16 protein-coding genes are annotated in these 18,475 nt (G+C 62.8%); 3 read left to right on the top strand and 13 right to left on the bottom strand.

Annotated features, from left to right (window positions below):
• The coding region (ycaC, locus tag HMPREF3173_RS22590; RefSeq protein WP_256544544.1) for an isochorismate family cysteine hydrolase YcaC at window positions 1-533 on the bottom strand (533 nt) is incomplete at its 3' end.
• Between the two features lie 323 nt (window positions 534-856).
• On the opposite strand from ycaC, the gene HMPREF3173_RS22585 reads away from it, so the two are divergent.
• Window positions 857-1,981: a GNAT family N-acetyltransferase gene (locus HMPREF3173_RS22585; RefSeq protein ID WP_070576927.1), complete on the top strand. Its 1,125-nt coding sequence runs from the start codon at window positions 857-859 to the stop codon at window positions 1,979-1,981.
• Here HMPREF3173_RS22585 and HMPREF3173_RS22580 read toward each other — a convergent pair.
• The 12 genes from HMPREF3173_RS22580 to HMPREF3173_RS22525 all read right to left on the bottom strand — a co-directional run bounded on the left by HMPREF3173_RS22580 (window position 1,978) and on the right by HMPREF3173_RS22525 (window position 14,194).
• Window positions 1,978-3,399 (bottom strand): undecaprenyl-phosphate glucose phosphotransferase, encoded by a 1,422-nt coding sequence (locus tag HMPREF3173_RS22580; RefSeq protein ID WP_043214886.1) that lies wholly within the window; start codon window positions 3,397-3,399, stop codon window positions 1,978-1,980. The two genes, HMPREF3173_RS22585 and HMPREF3173_RS22580, sit on opposite strands and share 4 nt — an antisense overlap.
• Before the next feature lie 349 nt (window positions 3,400-3,748).
• Window positions 3,749-4,486: a WecB/TagA/CpsF family glycosyltransferase gene (locus HMPREF3173_RS22575; RefSeq protein WP_070576925.1), complete on the bottom strand. Its 738-nt coding sequence runs from the start codon at window positions 4,484-4,486 to the stop codon at window positions 3,749-3,751.
• Between the two features lie 5 nt (window positions 4,487-4,491).
• Window positions 4,492-5,679 carry a glycosyltransferase family 2 protein gene (locus HMPREF3173_RS22570; RefSeq protein ID WP_070576923.1) on the bottom strand — a complete coding sequence of 396 codons (1,188 nt, stop codon included), beginning with the start codon at window positions 5,677-5,679 and terminating at the stop codon, window positions 4,492-4,494.
• On the bottom strand, window positions 5,676-6,878 hold the full coding sequence (locus HMPREF3173_RS22565) for a glycosyltransferase family 4 protein (protein ID WP_070576918.1): 1,203 nt from the start codon (window positions 6,876-6,878) through the stop codon (window positions 5,676-5,678). Before HMPREF3173_RS22565 ends, HMPREF3173_RS22570 begins: the two co-directional genes overlap by 4 nt.
• Window positions 6,879-6,908: 30 nt before the next feature.
• The gene (locus HMPREF3173_RS22560; protein WP_083300120.1) at window positions 6,909-7,877 is read right to left on the bottom strand and encodes a DUF535 family protein; all 969 of its coding nucleotides are present in this window, start codon (window positions 7,875-7,877) and stop codon (window positions 6,909-6,911) included.
• A 7-nt stretch (window positions 7,878-7,884) separates the two neighbouring features.
• Window positions 7,885-8,862, bottom strand: coding sequence for a glycosyltransferase family 2 protein (locus tag HMPREF3173_RS22555; RefSeq protein ID WP_043208532.1), 978 nt, complete (start codon window positions 8,860-8,862; stop codon window positions 7,885-7,887).
• A gap of 4 nt (window positions 8,863-8,866) precedes the next feature.
• On the bottom strand, window positions 8,867-9,376 hold the full coding sequence (locus tag HMPREF3173_RS22550; protein ID WP_043208531.1) for a serine O-acetyltransferase: 510 nt from the start codon (window positions 9,374-9,376) through the stop codon (window positions 8,867-8,869).
• 8 nt (window positions 9,377-9,384) lie between these two features.
• A complete protein-coding gene (locus HMPREF3173_RS22545) occupies window positions 9,385-10,341 on the bottom strand; it encodes a glycosyltransferase family 2 protein (RefSeq protein ID WP_070576911.1) in 957 nt (318 codons plus the stop codon).
• Complete coding sequence (locus HMPREF3173_RS22540) at window positions 10,338-10,958, bottom strand: acyltransferase (RefSeq protein ID WP_043208529.1); 621 nt, start codon at window positions 10,956-10,958, stop codon at window positions 10,338-10,340. Before HMPREF3173_RS22540 ends, HMPREF3173_RS22545 begins: the two co-directional genes overlap by 4 nt.
• 123 nt (window positions 10,959-11,081) lie before the next feature.
• Window positions 11,082-12,548, bottom strand: coding sequence for an FAD-dependent oxidoreductase (locus tag HMPREF3173_RS22535; protein WP_070576907.1), 1,467 nt, complete (start codon window positions 12,546-12,548; stop codon window positions 11,082-11,084).
• A gap of 2 nt (window positions 12,549-12,550) precedes the next feature.
• Complete coding sequence (locus HMPREF3173_RS22530; protein ID WP_043208541.1) at window positions 12,551-12,739, bottom strand: twin-arginine translocation signal domain-containing protein; 189 nt, start codon at window positions 12,737-12,739, stop codon at window positions 12,551-12,553.
• A 78-nt stretch (window positions 12,740-12,817) separates the two neighbouring features.
• Entirely contained in the window at window positions 12,818-14,194 is a 1,377-nt protein-coding gene (locus HMPREF3173_RS22525) for an oligosaccharide flippase family protein (RefSeq protein ID WP_070576904.1), read from the bottom strand.
• Between the two features lie 97 nt (window positions 14,195-14,291).
• On the opposite strand from HMPREF3173_RS22525, the gene HMPREF3173_RS22520 reads away from it, so the two are divergent.
• The gene (locus HMPREF3173_RS22520) at window positions 14,292-15,818 is read left to right on the top strand and encodes an O-antigen ligase family protein (RefSeq protein ID WP_070576901.1); all 1,527 of its coding nucleotides are present in this window, start codon (window positions 14,292-14,294) and stop codon (window positions 15,816-15,818) included.
• Window positions 15,815-18,451 (top strand): glycoside hydrolase 5 family protein, encoded by a 2,637-nt coding sequence (locus HMPREF3173_RS22515; RefSeq protein ID WP_070576897.1) that lies wholly within the window; start codon window positions 15,815-15,817, stop codon window positions 18,449-18,451. Before HMPREF3173_RS22520 ends, HMPREF3173_RS22515 begins: the two co-directional genes overlap by 4 nt.
• Window positions 18,452-18,475: the final 24 nt, after the last annotated feature.

Here is an 18,475-nt window from a genome sequence, read left to right as displayed (position 1 = left end):
TTGCGCCAGTCGCGGTGCAGCTCACAGGCCACACCGAACCAGGTCATCAACTGCGCACCGGCCGCCTCCATGCGGCGCCAGGCCGAATCACGGGTCAGTTCGTTGAAGGTCCCGGAGGCATCGGTGACCACGAACACATCGAAGCCCTCTTCCAGGGCCGACAGCGCCGGGAAGGCCACGCACACCTCGGTCACCACACCGGCGATGATCAGTTGCTTCTTGCCGGTGGCCTTCACCGCCTTGACGAAGTCTTCATTGTCCCAGGCGTTGATGTTGCCGGGGCGGGCGATATAGGGCGCATCCGGGAACTGCGCCTTGAGCTCAGGCACCAGCGGGCCGTTGGGGCCGTTTTCGAAGCTGGTGGTAAGGATGGTCGGCAGCTTGAAGTACTTGGCCAGGTCCGAGAGGGCCAGCACGTTGTTCTTGAAGCGATCCGGTTCGATATCACGCACCAGGGAGAGCAGACCCGTCTGGTGATCGACCAGCAAGACAGCGGCGTCGTTCTTGTCCAGACGCTTGTATTGGAAAGCCATGGTAATGCTCCTTTCTTCGGTGGGATTTTTGGACGTGCGCAATCCAGTTGTCGCCTGCCCACAATTGATGTGCGGGACTATCAGCGTAGGCAACACCGGCCATGCCAAGCGACCGTCAGTCGGCTCGATTCGGCGGTCGGCGCCCCTTCTGAAAAAACAATAGACACAACGTTAGTCCGACGAGTGGACAGTCGCTAGATACTCAAATCGGACCTCAGCGTTCCATTGCGTGAACACTGAGCCCCTGCCTTGCGAGCTGGCTGTTTCACATCTTTACTCGTTCTAGGTATGCACATGCCCCCTGAAGGAGCGCCAGCACCGCGATGAAAGAACAGCTCGCCCTACTGGCCAGGCAGTGCATTTCGCCGTCGGTCCGCTTCGAGATCAGGGCCGCGTCGGCCAGGCTCAAGGACCTGGCCAGCCGCGCCTGCCTATGGCGCTGGGAGCGCAGCCGCTTCAAACCCGATCAACAGAGCAGTCACGAGGTGATCTACCTGGGCCGCAAAGCCCACCGCGACCTGGCCAAGTTGCTGATGGGGGCGACCACGCCGGCCAGCGCGACCAGCGATGCCGTGGTACTGGCCAGCGAAGTACCGGTGCCCGGTGCCCTGCAGGTGCCGCACTTTCTGAGCGCCGTGGTGCCACTAGGGCGCTCCCTGGACAGCATCGTCGCCACCTACAACAGTGAGTTGCGACGCAGCCTGCGCAAGCACCGGCCGCGCTATCACATGCGCCCGGCAGCCACCGACGAAGAGATCGCCCATGCCGACACGACGATGCTGCAACCCTACGCCAAGGCTCGCCATGGGGCGTCCGCCTCGCAGATTGCCACTGCCGAAGTCTTCAGGCTCGCCAAGTCCGCAGGCCGACTGGACCTGATCCTGCGGGACGATGAAGTGGTGGCCTGCCACCTGGGCTGCGTCATCACCCGTGCCGGTAAGCGCTACTGGAGCACCATTCGCTTCGGCTACCCCGAGTCGGTTTTCGCCGATGCCAAGCAGCTGCGCGAGGTCAACTCGATCACCACCTTCATGGCGTTGGAGTGGGCGCTGGAGAACGGCTTCGACTACTACGACATTGGCTGCTGCCTGGCCCGCCCCGACGATGGGCTGCTGGAATGGAAAAGACGCCGCGGCGGCGACGTCGATACGTTGGGCAACCATGCCCACTTCTTTGTCAGGCTCCCCCGCACCGGCTCGGAATGGTTCCTCTGGAGTACGCCGCTGTTCGCGGTGGAGGATGGCCGGCTGACCTTGCACCTGGGTGTGCCCGAGGGGCCGAGCGATGAAGAGATCGCCAGCCGCTACCGGGAAATGGGCTTTGGCGGGTTGTCCAAGGTGTACTTGCATTGCTCCCGGGTACCAAGCCCGTCATTGATCGAGACCTTGCGCAGCCGCTACGCGCACCTGAACCCGATGCCGATGATCCAGACACGCCTGACGCGCTAGTACGCCTGCTTGCCGGTGAACGCCGAAAGCGTGCGCACGAGAATGATGAAATCCAGCCACACCGACCAGTTGTTGATGTATTCGATGTCCGAGTCGACCCGCTGGATCATTTGTCCCAGATCCTTGGTCTCCCCCCGGTAACCGCGCACCTGCGCCAACCCTGTCATGCCGGGCTTGATGTTGTTGCGCGCGAAATAGTCGGCGATGTCCCGGGAATACTGAGTGTCGTGCTGGATGGCGTGCGGACGTGGCCCCACCAGGGACATCTCGCCCATCAGTACATTGAACAGCTGCGGCAACTCGTCGAGGCTGGTGCGGCGAATGAACGCCCCGACCCGGGTCATGCGCGGGTCGTTCTTCTGCGCCTGTTGAAGCACCCCGGTTTCGGGCTGGTGCACGAACATGCTCCTGAATTTCCAGATACGAAAGGTCTCGCCGCTCCAGCCCATGCGCTCCTGGCGGAAGAACACTGGCCCCGGGCTGTCGAGCTTGATGGCCACAGCGATGATGAGCAGGACCGGTGCGGCACACAGCACAATCAATGCGGCCAGCAGTTTGTCTTCGAGGTTCTTGAGGAACAGGCTGGTGCCGGTGAGCGGCGTTTCGGAAAGCGTGAGCACAGGGATACCGGCAATTTCGCGCACGCTGTGGTTGATCAGCCGCAGCGAGAAGATGTCGGGAATCCAATTGACCGAAACGCACTTGTCCAGCAGCCGCAGGTACACATCTCGGATCAGTTGCGAGCCTTCCAGCGGCGTGACCAGGTAGACGGTCTTGATGCCATGACGTACCACGATGTCATCCAGCTGGGAAATATCGCCCAGGATCACCGGGCCACCCTCTCCCTCCTGCGCCCCTACTTGCAGCTCCGTCTCACCGATGTGCACGCAGCCGACGATCTTCTCGCCCAGCCAGGGGTTGTTGCTGATCTTCTTGTGCAGGAAGGTCGCCAGTTCACCGGAGCCGATGATCAAGGCGTTCTCCTGGCTGTAGGGCAGCGTCAGGAACTTCACCTGGATTTCACGTACCAGAAAATGCAGCAGCAACTGGATGAAATAGCCGATGACGAAGAGCTCGCCCACCAGCAGGCGCGAATACTGCTCGCTCTGTTTGGTGAGAAACGCCATGGCCACGAGAAAGCAGAACGTCACCGTCCAGGCCTTGAACAGCTTGAACGCCTTGATCGACAGGCCCACGTTGCTGCGGTAGATGGCGTAATGGTCATAGACCACCGCCAGGGCGCCGATCAGCAACAGCAGCATGATGACGTAATCGGGGGTGATGTAACCGACGTGCAGGTAGATCAGGTACCAGGCGACTCCGGTCACCGCGATGCCGTCGAGCCCGGCCTGGATGGCGTTGCTGATGCTGCGTCTGCGCTGGAGTAGGGAACGGTTACTTCTGGGTTCGAAAACCATTGCTCGTCCTCACTGATGCCGAGAAACCACACGCTTTCCTACCAAGCCAAGAACAACCGCATTCATCCTGAAAAGACAAAGACCCGACGCGCACTCGGCGAGTGCCGCCTGGTCAATGACGTAGGAGATCGTCCCCGTGACTATCGATCACCTGAATCACACGCTAATGCGCGGAATGCTCCCCAGGGCGATAGTGCGACCCGTTTGCCGAGGGTCCTCGGCACATGGGTGCGTTTGATATCACTGTAGCAGTACTTTGGAACCGCGCCGGGGATTTACCCTTTTGGGCCGTTGCAGAGGCGCGTCGCCCCCTTCGCGGGTTTACCTGCGAAGCAGACACCACTCCCTGTCAGTGACCACGCGCTCGCGCATAGCTCAACGTGCGCCAGAGGAACAATGGATTGCCGAGCACATACCGGCTGAACAGCCGCCTGGGCTCACGCAGCAGTCGGAACAACCACTCGCAGCCCAGGCGCCGCATCCACCGAGGCGCACGCGTCACCTTGTCGCCGAGAAAATCCAGGATCGCCCCGCCGCACACCACCACGCAGGGCACGCCGCTTTGCGCCAGCCGGGCAGCGACCGCCTCCTGCTTGGGCATGCCCATGCCCAGCACGATCAGCTCCGGCCGCTGCCGGTGCGCCAGGGCCAGGTAGGTATCGATCTGATCGAAACCATGGTGAACAGACGTCACCTGAACCCCGAAGCGGGCTTCGCTGCTGCGTGCTGCGTTTTCCAGAAAAGGCGCTTCGGTGCCCCAGAACGCCACGCGCCGCCCGCTGAAGGCCATCAGCAACTTGGGAATGAAGTCGGTGCCGTTCATGTTCAGGCCAGGCGCCACCCCCAGCCGGCGCAACAGGATCGCCATGCCCGAACCGTCGCGCAACAGCACGTCCGCCGAAGCCAGCGCCTGGAGATAAGCGCGGTCGCGGGTCACCAAGTTCATGGCATGGGCGTTAACGAAACCCAGCACCCGCCGCGCCCCAGGTGTGGATAACTGGGCCAGCAAGCGTTGCTCATCCTCTGCGTCTTCGACCACCCGCAGCTTGTCGACGATGGTGCTCCAGTGGCCTTGCCAGATCGACATAGGCATCAGTTGCCATCCCGTTTGGAGCGCACCCAGTCCACCTGGCGCTTGACCAGGAACCCCAGGTAGATAGGGATCTTCTTCGCCGCGTAGAGCGGCGCGTAGAGCAGCACTGAAAATGCGATCAGCCCTCGGCAGAACCGGTACCAGGCCAGCAGGACGGCGATGCCCAGCAGTACCACTGCGCAGCTCGCCAGCCAGGGCGCGGTGCTGACATCCAGCAGCAACCAGGCCAACCAGGAAAGGCAGAAGACCCCGGCCAAGGCCAACACCAGCAAGGCCAGCGGTGGCACCATCAGGTCCAGCGCCAGGGCCAACAACGCACCGTTGCGACGGGCGAGGCTTTCGATCAACAACCGTGGCGCATCCTTGAGCAAGACGCCCAGGTGCCCGTGCTCCCAACGTCGGCGTTGCGCCCCCAGCCCTTCGTCGCTGACGGGAAACCAGCTGGTGACCATGGCATCGGGACAGAACAACGGCGCCTTGCCGATGCGGCACAGGTCCAGGCCCATCTTCAGGTCCTCGACCAAATGGCCACTGGCAAGCTCCAGCGAGGCCAGGTCACGCCAGGTGAACGCCATGCCAGCGCCCATCAACTGACAAGGCAGGCCCAGCCGCGCCGAGCCGCGTGGACGCACCAGGTTCTTCACGCGCCAGGCGAATTCGGCCACGCGGGTCTTGAGCCCTGCGCCCTCAGGCGACTGCATCAGGTACAACGCCTGAACCGGACGCCCGCTGTCGATGCAGCAGGTAGCAAGGCGCGTGAGCGCGCCATCGCCCAGCTGGCAATCGGCATCGACCACGACGATCACCGGCGGTGGGTCGAAACCCAAGTAGCGCACTCCAAAGTCCAGCGCATAACCCTTGCCCCGCGCCTGTGCATCGGAGCGCTCGACCACCTCGGCACCTGCTGCCCGCGCAAGCGCTGCGGTGTCATCGGTGCAGTTGTCCGCCACCACCAGCAGTCGATCACCCTCGCACAGCTGCGCACGGATGCTGTCCAGCGTGGCGATGATGATCGAGGCCTCATCATGGGCCGGCACCAGCACCGCCAAACGCGGACGCGGCACGCGGGCCGCAGGCGGCAGCCGTGCCGGTAGGCAGGCCATCAGCACCTCGATGAACAATACCAGCGTCGGCAACAGCACGAGCAACGCCAGCGCCCCCAGTAGCCCCGCCACGAGCCATGTCATGCCGGAGCCCTGAACAATGCGGCCAGTTTGCCGGCCTCGGTGTCGATGTCATGGCGCTCAAGCACCCGCGCATACGCCGCCTCCCCCATACGCTGAAGCACCTCCACCGGTTGCGCCAGGCAGTCGGCCATGGCCTGCGCCAGCTCCTCCACGGCCCCGGCGCTGAACAACCAGCCGTTCTCACCCTGGCGGACCAGCTCGGGGATGCCCGCCACATAGGTCGTTAAGACAGGTCGGCGCAGGGCCATGGCCTCCATGATCACCACCGGCAGCCCCTCAGCGAAACTCGGCAGCACCAGGGCGCGCGCCGCCAGGATCTCGGCACGCACCTGCGCGCTGCTGATCCAGCCGGTGATGCGCACCTGGGCCTGCAGGCCGTGCCGGGCGATCAGCGCCTCGATATCCGCCCGCATCTCGCCATCGCCCGCCAGCACCAATTCGCAGGCCACACCGCGCTCGGCCAGGCGCCGCGCCGCCTCGAGCAACAGCAGTTGCCCTTTCTGTTCGCACAGCCGCCCCACGCACACCAGCCGTGGTACCGCCGGAGCCGGTACTGCCGGCACGTCGTGGAACATCCGCTCCAGGCCGCAATGCACCACCTTCACCTTGGCCCAATGCCCATGGGCGACCCAACGGAACAACTGGCTGCGCCCGTAGGAGCTGATCGCCGCGACGAACGCGGCGCGCCGGACCTTCTCGCCCAAGTGGAGAAACTGGGGTTTGTCGAACTCTTCCGGCCCGTGCACGGTAAAGCTGTACGCCGGCCCGCCAAGGGCATTGGCCAGCATCACCACTTCGGTGGAGTTGGTGCCAAAGTGCGCATGCACATGCTCGCTGCCAAATGCCCGCAATCGCTGCAGCACCCAGCAGGCTTCAGCCAGGTAGACCACGTGGTAAGGCAATGGCCGGTCGGCGCGCCAGCCCAGGCGCAGGGCCAGCCAGAGTGTGGCAAAAAACCGTCGCGGGTCGGCCCGCAGCACCTGTAGCAAGGGCTTGATCAGCCCTCTGAGGCCGCCTTGCAGGACGTACTGGGTCTGATCCCGCTCGGCCATGTCGTCGGCGTCCAGCAATTGCGCATCCCAACCCCGCAAGGCCATGCGCTGGATGATGAAGCCCTGACGCTCCAGCGCCAGGATTTCACGGCGTATGAAGCTATGGCTGACCTTCGGGTACTGATTGACGAAATACGTAATGCGCATAGGGACCCGACTGAATGCGTGTTCGATTGATTATGGGTGCACTCCTGACTCAGGGTAGCCTGCCTCCTTCACGCTCACCGATTGTTTACTCTGCAAACGCAACGTGGCGTCCACCTGGGCGAATACATCGTCCAGCAGCTCATGACGGCGGCGGTACATCGCGCGCTTCTTGGGCGCGACATCGTCCAGGCTGCGCCGGGCCTCGTCGATCGGCATGACATAGAAGTCCTGGCGCTGCGAAGGCAGCGCACCGTGCTCTTGCCAGATGACATCGTAGTTGGTCGGCAACTCCTGGGCCTTTTGCGCACCGAAGTAGGCATGGCGATGATGCCGGTAGCTATCTCCCACGGCGTAGAGCCGCGTGACGCCCAGGCGCGTGGCCAGGTGGCGGAGCACCTCGATCAACAGGCTGCGCGGGCGCAGCCCTTCGAAATCCTTGGTCAGCGTCCGATAGATCGACAGTGACGTTTCGCTGTCGATGCCTTTGTGAATGCCCTGCACAGCGCCGATGAACACGCACAGCTCGCCGTCCTCCAGGCCCAGGCTGAAGGCCAGCGACGCGACCCGCAGATCATGTTGGAACAGGTTCAGCACCAACTCCCCTTCGCGCATGAACCAGAACGCCCGATCAAGCACCAAAGAGCATGCCGGTGAATAGCGCGACAGGTCATCGAGCAGCAGTCGCTCTTCGCGCCCCAGCAGCAGCAGGCTCGGGCACCGGCTGCTGACCACTTCGTAGTGCGAGGCCAGCGCATCGAAGCGCATCGACGCCGGCCAGTCCTTGCTGATGTACGGCCACTGGACCAGGCCAATGCAATCGATGCCCAGCCGCTCCCGGCCACTGTCGCCCAAGGCAAGCGACAGACGCCGCTGGAACGCATTGAGGCCGGACCATTCCCGCGCCATGTGCCGTACCAGACGGAGCTTGTTGTGCAGCGCCCGCAGCGAGTAACCGGGATGCAAGGTAAACACGCTTTTGACCAGTGACCGATATGTCATGGACATCTCACTTGTATTCGATCAACACGGATTTGCCGACACCGAACCTTTTCAGCAAGAACTTCACCTGCCCACACATTTCGGGAAACTTGCCCAACACCAGAAACCCCGCCTGCAACCCGTTCTGCTGCAACGACCCGCGCCCCCGGCGCATCAGCCGCAGCACCTGCAGCGGGTAGACGAGCAACAGCAACAGCCCGCCCCAACCGAACAACGTGCAGGCCAGCAGGGTCGCCAAGGGAATCCCCAGCCCCCACACCCAGGCTCGGCGCGACTCACGCAGCCAATGGCGCTCGGGTGCCGCGCCATGCAGGAACGCGCCTTCGGCAAAGGCATAGCCGCCGCGCAGGCTGCGCCGCCACCATTGGCTGAAGCGGGTCATGGCCGCGTCGTGCAGGGTCATTTCGGCGTCCAGACGCCAGACCTTCCAACCCTGGGCGCGCAGGCGCACGCACAACTCCGGCTCCTCGCCGGCGATCAAGTCAGCGCGGTAGCCATTCACTTGGACGAAGGCATCGGCGCGCATGAGCGCATCGCCGCCACAAGCCTTGGCCTGGCCGACCGGGGTGTCCCACTCCAGGTCGCACAACTGGTTGTAGATCGAACGTGTGGGGTATCGCTCGCGGCGCCGACCACAGACCACGGCGACTTCTGGGTGCTGGTCGAGAAAGGCCTGCGCCGCGGGCAGCCAGCCGGCGACCACTTCGCAATCGCCATCGACGAACTGCACGTAGCGCACCGAAGGCATCAAACGATGCAAACAGGCAAAGCCTTCGTTGCGCGCACGCGCGGCAGTGAAGGGCTGCGTCATGTCCAGGGCCAGCACCTCGATACCCCGCGCCTGCGCCATCTGCACAGACCCGTCGGTGGAGCCTGAGTCGACATACACCACCTGATCCGCCGCACCGGCCAGCGACGCCAAGCAGCGCTCCAGCCGCGAGCCCTCGTTGCGCCCGATCACCACCACACCGATGCCGGTCATCATGGATTCATCCGCCACTGCGTCGGGGCTTGATGACCGCGGGCACACCGACAGCCAGCGAATCGTCGGGCACATCGGTCAACACCACCGCGTTGGCCCCGATGATCACGTTGTTGCCGATGCGGATATTGCCCAGCACCTTGGCGCCAGTGCCGATATCGACGTTGTTGCCGAATACCGGCGCGATGGGCTCCTGCACGTTCTTCAAGCCCACCACCACGCCATTGCGAATGCGGCAGTCATCGCCGAAGCGGGCATAGCCGCTGACCACGATGCCGCCAAAATGGTCGATGACGAAGTTGCGCCCCAGCTCCACCTCGCAGGGCAGCTCGATGCCGGTGAGGATCTGCACCAGCTTGAACAGCACCTTGTAGATGAACGACAGCAGCTTGCGCAGCAACGCCGGACGCACCCCGTAGCGCCAGCGCCCGAAACGGTAGACCAGCATCACCCAGAAGCCCTGTGCCGCCCAGTCGCCTCCATGGGCCCGCAGGTCCGCGCGAACGTTCTCGAACATACGGCCCCCTAGCGTGTCGGCTGGCTTGCAAAGCGCGTGTCGAAGAGCAACGCCCAGGTCGCCCGGGCATGCTTCCAGCTGGCTTTCACGGCCCCCCAGCCACGTCGTTTGAGCAATGCCTTGAGCGCCAGCAAGGTGTCCCCGAGGCTCACCAGCAGCATGTGCAGCGCAAGCCCTGGCACGCCATGGTGCTTGCGAAAGTACAGCAGTTCGCTTTCGATCTGCATCACCGAGATCTGCCGGCTGGCCGCTTCGAGCTCGGTGACCGACTTGGAGCTTTCGCCGCCGATGTGCACCACCGTGGTGTAGGGGTAATACACGACTTTCCAGCCAGCCTGCTTGACCCGTTTGCAATGGTCCACTTCCTCGTAATAGAGGAAGTAGCGCGGGTCGAACAAACCTACCTGCTCGATGACCTCGCGCCGGACCAGGTAGAAACAGCCTGGCAACCAGTCGCATTCACGCACCGAGTCGTGGTCCCAGTTCATCTCGTCGATGGTCTGCAGCCCAGGGAAGAAGCGCTCCAGCCCCGTGCGCGCGGCAAACATGTTCAGCGGCGTCGGAAAGTACCGGCAGCTGGGCTGCAGGTCTCCCTCGCGCCCCACCAGACGCACCCCGAGCACGCCGCACTGCGGATGCGCTTCCATGTATTCGACCGTTCGCACCAGGGTGTCGTGCGCGACGAAGGCGTCGGTATTGAGCAGCAAAGCGTATTTGCCCTGCAGGTGCTCGACCAGCTGGTTGTTGGCGCGGCCGAAACCGACGTTCTTCGGATTGGCCACCAGCAGCGCCTCGGGGCAGACCGCCGCCAGGCGCTCCAGGGAGTCATCGACCGAGGCGTTGTCGACCACCAAGTAGCTCGCCAGATCCGCGCCCTCGCCACGGCGCAGGGCATCGAACATCGGTTGCAGCAGCCCTGCGGTGTTGTAATTGACGATCAGCACATCGACGAGCTTTTCAGTCATGTCTCCTGCCTCCCGGTGCCGTAAAAGTACTCGGCGCGCATGGCAGCCAGTTTCGGCTCCAGCTGTGGATCGAAGACATCTGCCCGATTCTTGATCAGGTCGATCCAAGGATAGGCCTCGCAGCGCGCCTCGACCCGCTTGACCAGGTCTTCGAGCGTGCACAGGACCTTGGCCGGGTTGCCACCAACGACCGTGCCCGGCGGCACGTCCTTGGTCACCACCGCCCCTGCGGCCACGATGGAGTTCGGCCCGATGGTCACCCGCGGCATGACGATCGCCCCATGGGCGACCCAGCTGTTGTCACGGACATCGATGAAACCCACCGAGTCGAGCTTCTTGCCGTAGATGACCTCGATCAGCTCCACCACACCGTCGTGCCCGATCAGCGTGCAATCCGACAGCCCGCAATTGTTGCCCAGGCGCACCAGGGAAGGATCGGTGATATTGCATCCCGGGTTTATCTGGACGTTGGTCCCGGTGGAGTGAAACCGCCCCCAGCGCGACAGGTACGCGCCCCACTGGATAGCGTTGGGGCGGCACAGGCGCCTGTACAATCCGGCCCCACGTCCGGTGGACATGGCGTAATGCGCCACGATTTTTCTCAGCCATCCCATCATGCTGTTGCCCTCGCAAACCTATCGATGTCGAACCGAACCCAGGCCGCACGTTCCTCGCACGGTACCTGCCCCATCAGCGCAGCTGCCAGACATCCACAGGTTGCAGGCGCGCTGTCACACCCTTCAGGCGAACTCTCCCGCCTGAGACTTCATCTTTGCGTCCAGATGGTCCGCCAGCCGCAAGGCGAACTGCAGAAGCGGCATCGTCGGATTGCTCGCCCCGCCCTTGGCGAAAATGCTGCTGCCAGCGATATACAGATTGTCTGTGCCGAACACCTTGCAGTCCGGGTCGACCACTCCGGCATCGGGCGAGGCCGCCATGCGCGTGGTGCCCATGTGGTGCGCGTGGGGCGACATTTTCAGGGGCAGGGACGTGTCGTGGACGAAGTCGTTCAACTTGACGAAGGCCAGCCCGCTTTCGGCGAAACGCTTTGCCAGTTCGACGCCTATGCACTTGATGGTCTGGCGGTCATCGCCGCTCAGTACCCAGTTCATGTTCACTTTGGCCACGCCCAGCGCGTCCTTTTCTTGCATCGTCGAAAGGCGGCTCTGCAGGTTGGGGAACTGTTCGATCATGGTGCTCAGCACGCCATCGCCGGGGCAGTTGAACTTGGCGATGAAATCGATCTTGTGGGCGATTCCCATATCGCAGCTGAGAGTCTCGAGGAAGTCCTTGACCTGGGCGGTCCGGCCATAGTTCGTCACCTCGTCCAGCACCGTCGCGGAGACATTGCCTTTGCCCGCGTGATACTCGGCCACGAACGCATCGGTGGTGAAGTACTGGCGAGGCTTGTCCACTTTTCCGCTATTGAGGATGAACGTGCCCAGGTCGACATTCAGGTGCTCCATGAAACAGCGCCCGACAAAACCATCGGGCTTGACCACGCCCGCGGCAGCCAGCGACTCGCTATTGAGCAGTTGCCGGGCATTTTCCACAGCGCCCATGGCCAGTACGAACTGCCGGGCGATCACCCGCTCCCGGTGCAGATCGTAATCGGACACCACTACAGCCTTGACCCTATCGGCAGCGTGATCGAATTCCAGGTCGACGCAATTGCAGTGGATGAACACATCCAGCCCTGGCGTCTGCTCCAGCGCCTTGGCGTACTTCTGGGCAAACCGAGTGGGCGGGCTGAGCAAGAACTCGTCAGGTACGAAGTCATCACCGAGCCGACTGACATTGATCGCCTGGAAGTGCGCGCCTTCCGGCAGGTCGACGATGGCCATGGCGGCCGGCAGGTACCGCTCGATCTCGGCATAGGCGATGGGCCAGCCAGGAATGCCGCCCGGCGGCGGGACAGAAAAGTCCGAGGCTTCGAATGGCCGGCAGCGCCCGGCCCAATGATTGGAGGTGCCCCCCAGAAAGCGCAGGCGCGTATTGTGGATATACGCCTCCAAACCGGAGGAGGTGCATTGATAGAGGTCCTGGGACTGCTGGGAATACTCGTGCCCGCCGCCTTCGAGCAACACCACGCGCCAGCCTGCTTCGGCCAGGCGCAAGGCCAAGGTGATGCCCGCAGGTCCCCCGCCGATGATGCAGAAGTCGTAGTCATCACGCAGTGCTTTGTGCGTCTGATAATCCTTGATCATGCTCAGGCCTTGCGAAAGTATTCGGCGGGCAACACCCATCCGTTGATCACCACGAAGCCCCCGGTCTGAGTGACCTTGCGCGTGGCGGTCCCGGAAAGCCCGAAGACCAGCCCGCCTGCACCCAATACCGCGCATCCCTTGAGAAAGCCCCTGCGTCCTAGCAGCGGGGAAACAGAGTCATGCTTTCCCATGATTCCAAGACCCATGCCGTGAAATTGACTTTGAATTCTAGGTTTCCGACGGCGACAGACAGTGTATTCGCGATGGAATCAGAACCCGTTGAAAAGCCGCGTCACCAGCTCACCACACAACGCGCCGACCGCGATGATCGGCAAGACCATCAGCTCACGCTTGAGGCTGAATATCTCCAGTTTGCGATTGACGTAGAACACCAGGATCAACGTGGGCAAGGTATGCAGCGCCACCCACCAGATCGCGTAGTCCACGCCGCCGATGGCCAGCATCACTGGCATCCCCACCCAAAGCGAAACGGCCCGGATGATGTTGTCCATGGCCTGGTACTTGGTCAGCCCCACGGCCAGCCACACCTGATGGGCCAAGCTGTAACGCAAGGTGAAGAACGACCATGAAAGAATAGCCAAGATCCGGCCCGCATCCTGGTAACGGTCGTCGTACAACCAGCTGATGATCAGCGGGCTGACCGTGAGGAACAGGCCGCAGGCGAACAGGCAGGCGGTGTCGAAGTACAGCCTGAAGTGGTTGTACAGCTTGAGCAGCCGGGGTTTGTCGCCAGCGCGAGTGGCCTCGCTGAAGGCCGGCAGCACCACCGCCCCGCCCAGTTTCAGCAAGCCGACCTGCACGGCCGAGAGAATCAGCACGGCGATGGAATAGACACCCATGTCGAAAGTGGACATCACCCCGCCAAACCAGATGCGGTCGCCGTTCATCGCCAGCACGCCCACCATTGAGGACAACAGGATCCAGCGGCCATAGTTGATCAGCTCGGTCAGCGCAGACTTGTCCCAGCACAAGCGGCTGCGTGGTCCTTCGAATAGCACGTGGCTCATCACGGTGGAGACGAGGGTGGAGACGATCCCGGCAGCCACTAGCGACCAGATCGAGCGGGTGAGGTAGCCGAACACCAGCATGACCAGCAATCCGACGAACTGCGCCGTGAGCTCGAGAATCACCACGCGCTTTTGCTGGAACGCCCGCACGGCCAAGTCGATGGTGTTGGACTGCAAGCCGTAGATCACTGCGGAAATGCCGGTGACCGCCAGCACCAACGGCAGCTCCGGAGCGGCATAGGAGGATCCGGCTGGCCACAGGTTGATCTGCTGGGTCGCCCAGGAGCCAAAGGCGATGAGCAGCGTCACGGCGAACAGCAGGATGCCGCGCAGCAGTTGCACGGTCCAGGCGGTATTGAGAAACAGCGGATCGTCGCCGCGCGGACTCTGGATGATGTTCTGGCGCAGGCCGACATCCGACAGCAGGTGCAGGACCACCGACAAGGTAGTGGAGATGGCCATGATGCCGAACATGTCCGGTACCAGCAGCCGTGCCATGATCAGGTTGCCGCCAAGGCGCAGGGCCTGCGTACCGACCAGGGAGACCATGTTCCACGCACCCGCTCCCAATGCGCGTTTGCGCAGGCTGGTCGGCGGCGATAAGTCGACTGACGGCATGACTACATTCCCTGACCTATTGGCTAAAGTCACTATAGTCTCAATCTGCCATGTCGCTAGCCGTCGTCCATCACAAAGGGACAGGTCATCACCGCCTATGCCAGAACACCTTCGCGCATTGATCGTCATCCTGTTCCTGGCCACCGTGGTGTTCACCATGGCACGACGGCCGGCGCTGGACCTGATCCGTTCAGCCGACTTCAAGCGTCGGCGCAACCTCTGGTTCGTGCTCACCTTGCTGGTGTTCGTGTCCGGCAACTTCTGGGTGTATGCCGTCATTGCCGTCCTGGTGCTGCTGGTTGCCGGACGGCGCGAGCACAACCCGATGGCGCTGTTCCTCATGCTGCTGTTCCTGATGCCGGCGGCGGCGATACCGGTGCCTGGCTTTGGCGTGATCAACTACCTGGTCGACCTGGACCATATCCGCCTGCTCAGCCTGAGCGTGCTGCTGCCCGCGGCCCTGGCCCTGCGCCAAGAGTCGGACACCTTGCCGTTCGGGCGCACCTGGCCTGACCGCTTCCTGCTCGCCAGCCTGGTACTGATGAACCTGCTCTACCTGCGCGAGACCAGCCTGACCGACACCCTGCGCCAGACGTTGTACCTGTTCCTGGATATCTTCCTGCCGTACTACGTGGCCAGCCGGGCACTCAAGGAACTCAGCCATTTCAAGGACGCATTGCTCAGCTTCGTGATTGCCACGATGTTGCTGGCACTGATCGGGACCTTCGAGTCGGTGCGCCACTGGCTGTTGTACAACGCCTTGACCTACGTGCTGGGCATTCACATGGACATGACCAGCTACCTGAGCCGGGGCGGTGCGTTGCGCGCGAGCGCCACCACAGGCCAGGCGATCGTTCTGGGCTATCTGATGATGGTCGGCATCGGCTTGTACCTGTTCGTCCAAGGCTATGTACGCAGCACACTGCAACGCACCCTGGGCGCCCTGCTACTGGCAGCCGGACTGTTCGTGCCGTTGTCGCGCGGGCCCTGGGTCGGCACGGGCGTGATCATCGTGGTGTTCATCGCCACCGGGCGTGGCGCGGTCAAGCGCCTGGGAATGCTGGCGGTCGCCGGCCTGCTCTGCTTGCCGTTGCTGGCCGTGGTGCCGGGGGGCGAGAAGGTGATCGACATGCTGCCGTACATCGGCACTCTGGAAAAAGACAACATCACCTATCGGGAGCGGCTGCTGGACAACTCACTGATCGTCATCGAGCGCAACCTGTGGTTCGGCTCGTTCGATTTTCGCAAGACGCCGGAAATGCAGTCGATGGTCCAGGGCCAAGGCATCATCGACATCGTCAATACCTACCTGAACTTGGCCCTGCGCTTTGGCGTGGTCGGCCTGGCCCTGTTCGTCGCCTTCTTCGCCTCCGCGCTGCTGAGCCTGCGCAAGACACTGCGTACGTTTTCCGACAAGGACGAGCACCTGTGCCGACTCGGGCGCAGTTTGCTGGCCACCCTGCTTGGCATCCTGGTCACGATCTTCACCGTCAGCAGCATCACGTTCATCCCCGTGGTGTACTGGTCCCTCGCCGGTGTAGCCGTTGCCTATGTGCAGATGGTGCGCCGGTTCAAACTCGCCCACGCTGCCGGCATCGTTGGTGTCGGCCTGCCCGCCCGGTGACCCGCATGACACGACGCTGCCTGGTTTCATCCCTGCTGCTCACCCTGCTGTTGGCATTGCCCCCCGTCACTCACGCCGAGGACTGGGTCGCCAGTATCGACGAAAGCCAGGGCCTGCCACAGTTGACCCGTGGCGGTAACCTGGCGATGCAGGCCAAGTTCAAGTTCTTCGCTGCCGACTGGAAATGGGCAAACTTCGACAGCGGCGCCTTCAAGGTAGAGGCCCCCTTCACCTACAGCCTGCAGGCCAGGAACTCCACGCTGGGGTTCGACCTCAAGGCCCAGATAGCCAAGACCACGGAGCAGAGCCTGACCTGGGCTTTCGACTTGCAGGCCCACAGCCGCAAAACCAATGTGATGGGCGGCGGCATCTCGTTCCAGTTCGACCGCGCCCTGTTCACTGAAATGGGCAAGCCAAACCTGCTGCCGGGCAACCGCGGCTGGAGCTGGGGCGACCGCGCCAAGGGGCCGTACATCGAGATGCGCTTCGACCCGCCCCTGACGAGCGTGTACATCGAGCCCATTGACGACGCCGAAGTACGGGCGTTCTTCTACAAAGACCAGATCGTTCCCGGCACCCAGCAGATCAAAGGTGTGCTCACGGTCTCGCAGGGCATCGAGCTGGCCCAGACCTCCGATGAGCGCTTCGGCCTGGGCGACACCAGCCGCTGGCCGCTGGACCAGACCGACTGGCGCACCTCGCCGGTGGACCTGTCGTTCCTCAACGCTGGGGAAAAACCGGCCGGCAAGCGTGGCTTCGTCAAGGCAGTGGGCGATCGGTTGCAATTCGCCGATGGCACCCCGGCGCGCTTCTGGGGCACCAACGTCTCGGCCTATGCCCTGTTCAAAACCTCGGATGACGAAATCCGTGCCCAGGCCAAGCGCCTGTCGGCCCTGGGATTCAACCTCGTGCGCCTGCATCACCACGATTCATATTGGGTGACACCGAGCATCTTCGGCCAGCACGACCAAGTGCGGGACACCCAGAACCTGAGCCCAGAGTCTTTGCAAAAGATCGACTGGTGGATCAAGTGCCTCAAGGACGAAGGGATCTATGTGTGGCTGGACCTGCACGTCCAGCGCGCCCTCATGGCCAGGGACAAGATCCGCGGCTTCGATGAATTGCCCAAGCGCGAAGGCCTGACCGACCGCGACAAACAGCCCATCGCCGACCTCAAGGGCTTCAACTATGTCAACGACACCATCGCCCAGACGATGAAGCGCTTCGCCGAGCAGTACCTAGAGCACGTCAACGCCTACACCGGCCTTGCCTACAAGGATGACCCGGCCATCGCCGCCGTACTGATCACCAATGAAAACGACCTCACCGGGCATTACGGCAATGCCCTGCTTCCAGACAAGACACCCACCCAGCACATCAAGCGCTACATGGAATTGGCCGAAGCCTTCGCCAAGCAGCATGGGCTCGCGAAGGAGCAGACCTGGCGCGCCTGGGAACATGGCCCATCCAAGCTGTTCCTCAACGATCTGGAGCAACGCTTCGACCAGCAGATGATCGATCACCTGCGTGCCTTGGGCGTGAAGGTGCCCATCGTCACCACCAGCACCTGGGGACGCAATGGCCTGAGCGCCTTGCCGGCCTTGACCAGTGGCGACCTGATCGACGTCCACAGCTATGGCGGCGCAGGCCAGCTGGAAAAGAACCCGCTGACCAGCGACAACCTGGTCAATTGGCTCGCCGCGGCCCAGGTCGTGGGCCGGCCGTTGAGCGTGACCGAGTGGAACAACGAATGGCAAAGCGACACCCAGCCTGTGGCCGATCGCTACACACTGGCGCTGTATGTCGCCGCCACGGCCCGCTATCAGGGCTGGGACGCCTTGATGCACTACGCCTACAGCCAGGAGCCGTTCCGCGATCAGGATCGTTCGGCGAGCAACTGGCACGCCTACAACGACCCCAGCCAGCTGGCCACACTCCCGGCCGCTGCCCTGGTCTATCGCCGCGGCGATGTACGCGAAGCCGACCAAAGCTACGTCTTCGCCCCCACCTCGGACACCTTGTTCAACCAGTCCATCTCGCCAGCCGATTCGGTGCTGCTGCGCACAGCCATGGAAAAAGGCAAATTGCAGATTGCCCTGCCAAAGACACCGGCGCTGCCGTGGCTGCAGGCGAGCGCACTGCCCGCCGGCGCCAAGGTTATCCAGGATCCCAACCAGTCCCTGCTGCCGGCCAACGCCAGCGAGGCCCGCAGCGACACCGGCGAGCTCAGACGCAACTGGCAACAAGGGCTCTACACCATCGACACACCGCTGACCCAGGCGGCCATCGGCTGGCTCGGCGGCAAGACGCTCGCGCTCGGTGACATCCAGCTCAAGCTCAAGACCGCCAGCGCGAGCGTGGCGGTGCAGAGCCTGGACGGCAAACCGCTGAAACAGTCGCGAAACCTGTTGATCTCCCTGGGCACCCGGGCCGAGCCCCAGCCGAACAAGCGGACCCCGTTTCGTGTCGAGCCGCTGGACGGCACCTTGTCGATCCAGGCCGTCGACGGCTTGAAACTGTTCAGTCGAAACGCCCAGGGACAGCTTCAGGAATACCCCGTCAGCTATCAGGACGGGCGCTATCTGATCCATTTCGACGGCAGGCAGATGACGAATTGGCTGTTCTTGAAATAGGCATCTAGGCTCCAAGAAACCAGG

Origin of the sequence: Pseudomonas sp. HMSC08G10 (assembly GCF_001808425.1) — a bacterium.
Classification (GTDB): domain Bacteria; phylum Pseudomonadota; class Gammaproteobacteria; order Pseudomonadales; family Pseudomonadaceae; genus Aquipseudomonas; species Aquipseudomonas guariconensis.
The sequence above is the reverse complement of the archived record's forward strand: the minus strand, read 5'-3'. Positions and strand labels throughout refer to the sequence as shown.

Bases quoted from the DNA above. Each gene is read 5' to 3' on its own strand.
- HMPREF3173_RS22585 (WP_070576927.1), top strand. From the start codon at position 857: ATGAAAGAACAGCTCGCCCTACTGGCCAGGCAGTGCATTTCGCCGTCG.
- HMPREF3173_RS22580 (WP_043214886.1), bottom strand. From the start codon at position 3,399: ATGGTTTTCGAACCCAGAAGTAACCGTTCCCTACTCCAGCGCAGACGC.
- HMPREF3173_RS22575 (WP_070576925.1), bottom strand. From the start codon at position 4,486: ATGTCGATCTGGCAAGGCCACTGGAGCACCATCGTCGACAAGCTGCGG.
- HMPREF3173_RS22570 (WP_070576923.1), bottom strand. From the start codon at position 5,679: ATGACATGGCTCGTGGCGGGGCTACTGGGGGCGCTGGCGTTGCTCGTG.
- HMPREF3173_RS22565 (WP_070576918.1), bottom strand. From the start codon at position 6,878: ATGCGCATTACGTATTTCGTCAATCAGTACCCGAAGGTCAGCCATAGC.
- HMPREF3173_RS22560 (WP_083300120.1), bottom strand. From the start codon at position 7,877: ATGACATATCGGTCACTGGTCAAAAGCGTGTTTACCTTGCATCCCGGT.
- HMPREF3173_RS22555 (WP_043208532.1), bottom strand. From the start codon at position 8,862: ATGATGACCGGCATCGGTGTGGTGGTGATCGGGCGCAACGAGGGCTCG.
- HMPREF3173_RS22550 (WP_043208531.1), bottom strand. From the start codon at position 9,376: ATGTTCGAGAACGTTCGCGCGGACCTGCGGGCCCATGGAGGCGACTGG.
- HMPREF3173_RS22545 (WP_070576911.1), bottom strand. From the start codon at position 10,341: ATGACTGAAAAGCTCGTCGATGTGCTGATCGTCAATTACAACACCGCA.
- HMPREF3173_RS22540 (WP_043208529.1), bottom strand. From the start codon at position 10,958: ATGATGGGATGGCTGAGAAAAATCGTGGCGCATTACGCCATGTCCACC.
- HMPREF3173_RS22535 (WP_070576907.1), bottom strand. From the start codon at position 12,548: ATGATCAAGGATTATCAGACGCACAAAGCACTGCGTGATGACTACGAC.
- HMPREF3173_RS22530 (WP_043208541.1), bottom strand. From the start codon at position 12,739: ATGGGAAAGCATGACTCTGTTTCCCCGCTGCTAGGACGCAGGGGCTTT.
- HMPREF3173_RS22525 (WP_070576904.1), bottom strand. From the start codon at position 14,194: ATGCCGTCAGTCGACTTATCGCCGCCGACCAGCCTGCGCAAACGCGCA.
- HMPREF3173_RS22520 (WP_070576901.1), top strand. From the start codon at position 14,292: ATGCCAGAACACCTTCGCGCATTGATCGTCATCCTGTTCCTGGCCACC.